6 protein-coding genes and 2 pseudogenes are annotated in these 6,559 nt (G+C 63.3%); 4 read left to right on the top strand and 4 right to left on the bottom strand.

Annotated features, from left to right (window positions below; all coding sequences use genetic code 11):
- Positions 1-569 (bottom strand): Nif3-like dinuclear metal center hexameric protein (locus AHiyo1_RS04535; protein ID WP_148667435.1); only part of this gene is annotated, 569 nt, incomplete at its 3' end.
- 146 nt (positions 570-715) lie between these two features.
- On the opposite strand from AHiyo1_RS04535, the gene msrA reads away from it, so the two are divergent.
- The 3 genes from msrA to epsC all read left to right on the top strand — a co-directional run bounded on the left by msrA (position 716) and on the right by epsC (position 2,886).
- On the top strand, positions 716-1,240 hold the full coding sequence (msrA, locus tag AHiyo1_RS04530) for a peptide-methionine (S)-S-oxide reductase MsrA (protein ID WP_059387765.1): 525 nt from the start codon (positions 716-718) through the stop codon (positions 1,238-1,240).
- A gap of 75 nt (positions 1,241-1,315) precedes the next feature.
- Positions 1,316-2,251 carry a cysteine synthase A gene (gene cysK, locus AHiyo1_RS04525; RefSeq protein ID WP_059387764.1) on the top strand — a complete coding sequence of 312 codons (936 nt, stop codon included), beginning with the start codon at positions 1,316-1,318 and terminating at the stop codon, positions 2,249-2,251.
- A gap of 50 nt (positions 2,252-2,301) precedes the next feature.
- Complete coding sequence (gene epsC, locus AHiyo1_RS04520; RefSeq protein ID WP_059387763.1) at positions 2,302-2,886, top strand: serine O-acetyltransferase EpsC; 585 nt, start codon at positions 2,302-2,304, stop codon at positions 2,884-2,886.
- On the opposite strand, the gene AHiyo1_RS04515 is transcribed toward epsC, so the two are convergent.
- Both AHiyo1_RS04515 and gndA read right to left on the bottom strand, forming a co-directional pair.
- Complete coding sequence (locus AHiyo1_RS04515; protein WP_059387762.1) at positions 2,883-3,716, bottom strand: oxidoreductase; 834 nt, start codon at positions 3,714-3,716, stop codon at positions 2,883-2,885. The genes epsC and AHiyo1_RS04515 overlap by 4 nt on opposite strands.
- 117 nt (positions 3,717-3,833) lie before the next feature.
- A pseudogene (gene gndA, locus AHiyo1_RS04510) lies at positions 3,834-5,269 on the bottom strand (NADP-dependent phosphogluconate dehydrogenase).
- Between the two features lie 233 nt (positions 5,270-5,502).
- On the opposite strand from gndA, the gene AHiyo1_RS04505 reads away from it, so the two are divergent.
- Positions 5,503-6,231 carry a FadR/GntR family transcriptional regulator gene (locus tag AHiyo1_RS04505; RefSeq protein ID WP_059387761.1) on the top strand — a complete coding sequence of 243 codons (729 nt, stop codon included), beginning with the start codon at positions 5,503-5,505 and terminating at the stop codon, positions 6,229-6,231.
- A 40-nt stretch (positions 6,232-6,271) separates the two neighbouring features.
- On the opposite strand, the pseudogene AHiyo1_RS04500 reads toward AHiyo1_RS04505, so the two are convergent.
- Positions 6,272-6,559: pseudogene (locus AHiyo1_RS04500) on the bottom strand (L-idonate 5-dehydrogenase); the annotation flags it as partial.

Genomic DNA, 6,559 nt, shown 5'->3' with positions numbered 1-6,559 from the left:
CCGAAGGCAGGGATCTCGAACACCCGCGCGGCAAAGTCTCCCAGGGTCATGAGTTCGGGCAAGTCGCCGACCCGGCCGATCCCCTCTTCCGGCAGGCCGTGGGCCGCAGGCGCCAGCGGGACAACGTTGTCCAGCCCGAACGCGTCGGCGAGGACATCGGAAACGCCACCGACGGCGGAGTCCCCGTTGGTGTGCACGGTCAGCAGCCCGGTACCGGACTCAATGAGCCGATGGACGGCGAGGCCCTTGGCGCTCGTGGCAGCAACGGAGGTGACGCCCTTGAGCAGCAACGGATGGTGCGTAACGAGGAGCTCGGCGCCCCATTCAATGGCCTCTTCAATGGCGGCGAGGGTCGGATCCACGGCGAACATGACCTTCGTGACGGTAGCGGTTGGCCGTCCGACAACCAGTCCTACCTCGTCCCATTCCTCGGCAAGCGATTCCGGCCAGAGCTCCTCCACTGCCAAGAGGACCTGACCGAGCGTGGGGGTACCTGGCGTCCCGGCTGCACCGTTCTCCGATTCTTCCCCGGATCCCGTATCTGCAACCGCGGTGTTCACAGCTTCCATGCATTACATTCTTGCGCATCCGGCGGCCAAGTCGCGCTTGCGGCCATCGGACTGTTTGAGATTGTTGCCACCGGCGGGATCTGCTCCGTCACACTCCCGTAAGGTTGTGCGGGAATCATCCAGGACTCCCGGCCATTGAAGAGATCATGAAAACTTTTGTACTTGGCGGAGGCTGCTTCTGGTGCCTCGACGCTGTCTATCAGAAGACCAAGGGCGTCAGTTCCGTGGTTTCCGGCTACACGGGCGGGCACATCCGCAACCCTGACTATTACGACGTCTGCTCCGGAATGACGGGCCACGCAGAGGTCGTCGCAGTGACTTTCGACGAGGACATCATTCCGGCGGACATCATCCTCGACATGTTCTTCGCCTTGCACGATCCCACCACGCTCAACCGCCAGGGCTACGACGTCGGAACCCAGTACCGTTCCTCGATGTTCTACACCACCACTGAAGAAAAGATCCTCTTCGAGGAAGCCATCCTCCGGAACCAGGAACTGTGGTCCAAGCCGATTGTGACCGAGGTGAGCAGGCTGCCGGAATTCTACGAAGCCGAGTCCATCCACCAGGACTACTACGCCAAGTTCCCCGAGCAAGGTTATTGCCAGGTCATCATCAACCCGAAGCTCGCCAAGGCCCGGAAATATTACTCTTCGTGGCTCCGCGCGTAGCAGCGTGTAGCACCGCTCGTTAGGCTGACCTCAGCAGTAGCTATTTCAGCGAATTCAGAGAATAGGCATGATTACATGGCACGGATCTACGACGACGTCACCCAGCTGATCGGCGGAACCCCCCTGGTCCGCTTGAACAGGCTCACCGAAGGCTTGGACGCCACGGTTGCCGTGAAGCTGGAGTTCTACAACCCCGCCAACAGCGTCAAAGACCGTATCGGCGTGGCGATTGTCGACGCCGCCGAGAAGTCCGGTGCGCTGAAGCCGGGCGGCACCATCGTCGAAGGAACGTCGGGCAACACCGGCATCGCGCTGGCCCTGGTCGGTGCGGCACGCGGTTACAAGGTCATCCTGACGATGCCGGAAACCATGTCCACCGAGCGCCGCGTCATGCTGCGCGCCTACGGTGCGGAGATTGTGCTGACCCCCGGCTCTGAAGGCATGCGCGGCGCCGTCGAGAAGGCGCAGGAGATCGTCGCTAACACGGAGAACTCCATCTGGGCCCAGCAGTTCGCCAACGAGGCAAACCCGGCAATCCACCGCGCCACCACGGCCGAGGAAATCTGGGCGGACACCGAAGGCGGAGTGGACATCTTCGTCGGCGGCGTCGGCACCGGCGGCACCATCACCGGCGTCGGACAGGTCCTGAAGGAGCGCAAGCCCGAAATCCAGATCGTGGCCGTTGAGCCCAAGGACTCCCCCATCCTGAACGGCGGCGCCCCGGGCCCGCACAAGATCCAGGGTCTCGGCGCGAACTTCATTCCGGAAATCCTTGACACCAACGTCTACGACGAGGTCCTCGACGCAACCCTTGAGGACTCCGTGGCCACCGCACGCGCCCTCGGCACCAAGGAAGGCATCCTGGGCGGCATCTCGGCCGGCGCGGCTGTCTGGGGTGCGCTGGAGCTCGCGAAGCGTCCGGAGAACAAGGACAAGCTCATCGTGGCAATCGTTCCCGACTTCGGCGAACGTTACATCTCCACGGTGCTTTTTGACGATATTCGCGGCTGATTGCGGACCCCGCGCAACCGCTTTCTTTCATTTCCTGTAGAAAGGTCTTTGTGAGCTTCTTCGCAAGACTTATGGAGGACCTCGAGGCCGCCCGGTCACATGACCCGGCGGCCCGAGGCTCCTTTGAGAACTTTTTTGCCTACTCCGGCCTGCATGCCATCTGGGCGCATCGCCTGACGCACAAATTGTGGCAAAACCCCGAGCTACGCTTCCCGGCGCGGCTCATTTCCCAGCTTGCCCGGTTCCTGACCGGGATCGAGATCCACCCCGGCGCTACCATCGGCCGCAGGTTCTTCATTGACCATGGCATGGGTGTGGTGATCGGTGAGACGGCCGAGATCGGCGAAGACGTCATGATCTATCACGGCGTGACGCTGGGTGGCCGTTCCTTGGCCAAGGTCAAGCGCCACCCCACCATCGGAGACCGCGTCACCATCGGAGCCGGGGCCAAGGTCCTTGGTCCCATCACCATCGGCGCGGACAGTGCCATCGGCGCCAACGCCGTCGTGGTCAAGGACGCACCGCCTGAGTCGATCATCACCGGTGTGCCCGCAACGTGGCGGCACCGTGATGCCAAGAGCGAAACGAAACCCGCCGTCGACCCCGCCGAGTACTACATCGAATACCGGATCTAGCCGGAAAAACGTTTGTAGGCGTTCCAGAAAACCGTGTCGAAGGCCCGGTCGGGAAGCACCCTCCGCAAGGCCAGAATGGTCCAGGCTCCCCTGCCCACCGGGTATCGGGTCCTGGGCCTTCCCGATGTTGCCGCGTGCACGATAGCGCGGGCCACGGTACGCGGGCGGGTCGAAAGCGCAGTCCCCGACGTCGACGCCAAAGCAGCCGCCACGATCCCGGCCTGCCCGCGATACGGTCCGTGTCCCGAGACAGTCAGCAGGCTCTCCCACGCGATGGTTCCCCATTCCGTGTCCGTGCCCGCGGGCTCAATGATTGCCACGTCGATGCCATGGGGCTTTAGTTCAAGGCGCAGGGAGTCGCTGAGGCCCTCGACGGCGAATTTTGTTGCGTGGTACCAGGCGCCAAGGGGTTCATACATTTTGCCGCCGATCGAGGACACGTTGATGATCCTGCCGGAAGCCGCAGCACGCATCACGGGAATCACCAGCTGGGACATCCGGGCGAGGCCGAAGACGTTGACCTCGAACTGGCGCCGGCCCTCATCCAGCGGCACCTCTTCCAAGGAACCATAGGACCCGTATCCGGCGTTGTTGACCAGTACGTCGATCCGTCCCTGCTCTGCCAGGACAAGATCCACGGCGGCCTTCATCGAGTCATCCTCGGTGACATCCAGGGACAACACCTTGATTCCGTGGGCTTTGAGCGGTTCCATCTTTTCGACCCGCCGAGCGCCCGCGTACACGACCATTCCCGCCTTGCTGAGCTCGACGGCGGCTTCGAAACCGATTCCGGTTGACGCACCTGTGACAAATGCGACGCGTTGCGGCATGGACTGCTCCTCGTGTGACGGGGTTGAATGCGCACGACCCGCCTACGGCAAAGGCCGGCGCCTCCACAGTAACGCGGAAGTGCCGGCCTTTGTCATGAACCGAATGGGGCAGCAAGCCTAGTGGGTGTCGACTGCCGAGATCTCGGACTTGTCTTCGCCCCACAGGGTGTGGAAGGTACCCTCGGCGTCAACGCGGCCGTAGGTGTGCGCTCCGAAGAGGTCGCGCTGTCCCTGAATGACTGCGGCAGCGAGGCGCTTGCGGCGAAGTCCGTCGTAGTAGGCCAGCGAGGAGGAGAACACCGGAACCGGGATGCCCAGCTGGACAGCCGTTGCCACCACGCGGCGCCATGCCGGCAGCGCGCCGGCGATCGCCTTGGTGAAGGCCGGAGCGAACAGCAGGTTGGCCGGCTTCTCAACGGCAGCGTAGGCGTTGGTGATCTCCTTGAGCAGCTCGGCCCGGATGATGCAGCCGCCGCGCCACAGGGAGGCGATTTCATCGAGCTTGAGGTCCCAGCCGTATTCCTTTGCGGCGGAGGTCAGCATGTCCAGGCCCTGGGCGTAAGAAACCAGCTTGGAGGCGTACAGCGCCTGGCGCACGTCCTCGACGAAGTTCTCGGGGACCTCGACGGCGATTTCCTCGCCGGCGAGCAGCTCCTGGCCAAGCTTGCGCTGTTCTGCCTGGGAAGAGAGGGCACGCGCGAAGACGGACTCGGCGATGCCCGAAACCGGGGAGCCGAGCTCGAGGGCGGAGATGACCGTCCAGCGGCCGGTGCCCTTCTGGCCGGCAGCGTCCACGACGACGTCGACGAACGGCTTGCCCGTCTTGGCGTCGACGTGCCCGAGGACCTCTGCGGAGATCTCGATCAGGAAGGAAGCAAGTTCGCCCTTGTTCCATTCGGCGAAGATCTTGGACTGCTCGGCCGGCTCGATGCCGCGCCGGAGCGCAGGAGATCGAAGGCTTCGCCGATAACCTGCATGTCGGCGTATTCGATGCCGTTGTGGACCATCTTGACGAAGTGGCCGGCGCCGTCGGTGCCGATCCAGGCGCAGCAGGGCTGGCCGTCAACCTTGGCGGAGATCTTTTCGAGCAGCGGGCCCAAAGCGTCGTAGGACTCCTTCGAACCACCGGGCATGATGGAGGGGCCGTTCAGGGCGCCCTCTTCGCCGCCGGAAACACCGACGCCCACGAAGTGCAGGTCCTTCTCGGCCAGCGCGGATTCGCGGCGGCGGGTGTCCTCGTAGTGCGAGTTGCCGGCGTCGATCACGATATCGCCGGGCTCGAGCAAGGGAACGAGCTGGTCGATGACGGCGTCAACCGGCTTGCCGGCCTTCACCATGATCAGGACGCGGCGGGGCTTCTCGAGGGAGTCCACGAGTTCCTGGAGGGTTTCCGTGCGGATGAAGTCGCCGTCCGTGCCATGCTTGGCCAGCAGGGCGTCGGTCTTTTCGACGGAGCGGTTGTGGAGGGCAACGGTGAAGCCGTTGCGGGCCAGGTTGCGGGCCAGATTGGCGCCCATCACCGCGAGGCCGGTGACACCGATGTGTGCTGACATCAAAACTCCAATTCATTCTTGTGCATCGAGTCCTGCTAGGAGCGAGGAAACGCTTTCTAGAGCAGTAGCTGGAATAAACCATACGTATTTGGACCACGTCTGGGAAAGTTGCGCCCACGTTTTGGAAACGTCCGCGTCACAAAAGAGTCTATGTTGCGAGCTCGTGCTGTGGGGAGTTCACCGTCGCTCGGGCTTCCAGTGGCGGAACCATCAACGCCACTATGCTTACGACTATGTCAACCAGTCTCCACTACCGCGCTGTCGAGCATCTGGGTACCCGGATCGTCGGCGGTAAGCTCCCTACCGGTCACGTCATGTTGGCTGAACACCTTGAGGACGAGCTCAAAGTGTCGCGGTCGGTGGTGCGTGAGGCTGTCAGGGTGCTGCAGTCTTTGGGACTGGTGGAAACCATCAAGCGTGTTGGCATCCGGGTCCTCCCCGCGCACCGCTGGAATCCCTTCGATCCGCTGGTCATCCGTTGGCGGCTGGCCGGAGAAGGCCGCGGCGCCCAGTTGCGCTCCCTCGCCGAACTCCGCTCCGCCGTCGAGCCCGTAGCGGCGGAACTGGCCGCGGAAAACGCTCCGGAGTCCCTGCGCAGCGAACTGGTGGACATTTCCCTGGCCATGCGGGAAGCAGGCCGTGCGGGCGACATGCCCACCTTCCTGGACCTCGACATCCGCTTTCACGCCCTGGTGCTCTCCGGTTCCGGCAATGAAATGTTCGCGAACCTGATCGGGCAGGTCACTGAGACACTCACCGGCCGGACCGTTCACGGCCTCATGCCGGAACATCCGAAGGAAGCGGCCCTGCAATGGCACCTGGATGTAGCCCAAGGCATCCGGGACCGAGACGGCGACAAGGCCCGCGAGGCCGCCTCCAACATCATGCGGGAGACCATCGCGGACCTGTCACCAGACTGGGAAGGCCAGCCACGGGTATTTGTTCCAGTCGAGCGGCGCTGACGGCTGAACGCCTGCGCAGCCCGACTCATCGGCTGAGAGCCTATGCCACAGGCTGGAAGTTCAGCAGGACCTTCCCCGATTCGGCCGAGTTCTTGGCCACCTCGAAGGCCTCCAATCCACGGTCCAGCGTGAATTCGTGCGTCACCACCGGGTCCACGTAGAGTGAGCCGTCCGCGAGTGCGGTAATGACCTCGTCGATCTCGCTGTTGAATCGGAAGGACCCGAGCAGTTCTAGTTCGCGGGTGATGGCCAGCGAAATGAAGACCGGCTGCGGCCCCGAGGGCAGCAGCCCGACCATGACCACTTTCCCGCCGCGGACGGCGCCTTT

Source organism: Arthrobacter sp. Hiyo1, assembly GCF_001263615.2.
In the GTDB taxonomy this organism is placed as follows: Bacteria; Actinomycetota; Actinomycetes; order Actinomycetales; family Micrococcaceae; genus Arthrobacter.
This window is presented reverse-complemented; position numbering and strand designations above follow the sequence as displayed.

Coding starts and splice junctions, on each gene's coding strand:
- AHiyo1_RS04505 (WP_059387761.1), top strand. CDS start 5,503: ATGTCAACCAGTCTCCACTACCGCGCTGTCGAGCATCTGGGTACCCGG.
- cysK (WP_059387764.1), top strand. CDS start 1,316: ATGGCACGGATCTACGACGACGTCACCCAGCTGATCGGCGGAACCCCC.
- AHiyo1_RS04515 (WP_059387762.1), bottom strand. CDS start 3,716: ATGCCGCAACGCGTCGCATTTGTCACAGGTGCGTCAACCGGAATCGGT.
- msrA (WP_059387765.1), top strand. CDS start 716: ATGAAAACTTTTGTACTTGGCGGAGGCTGCTTCTGGTGCCTCGACGCT.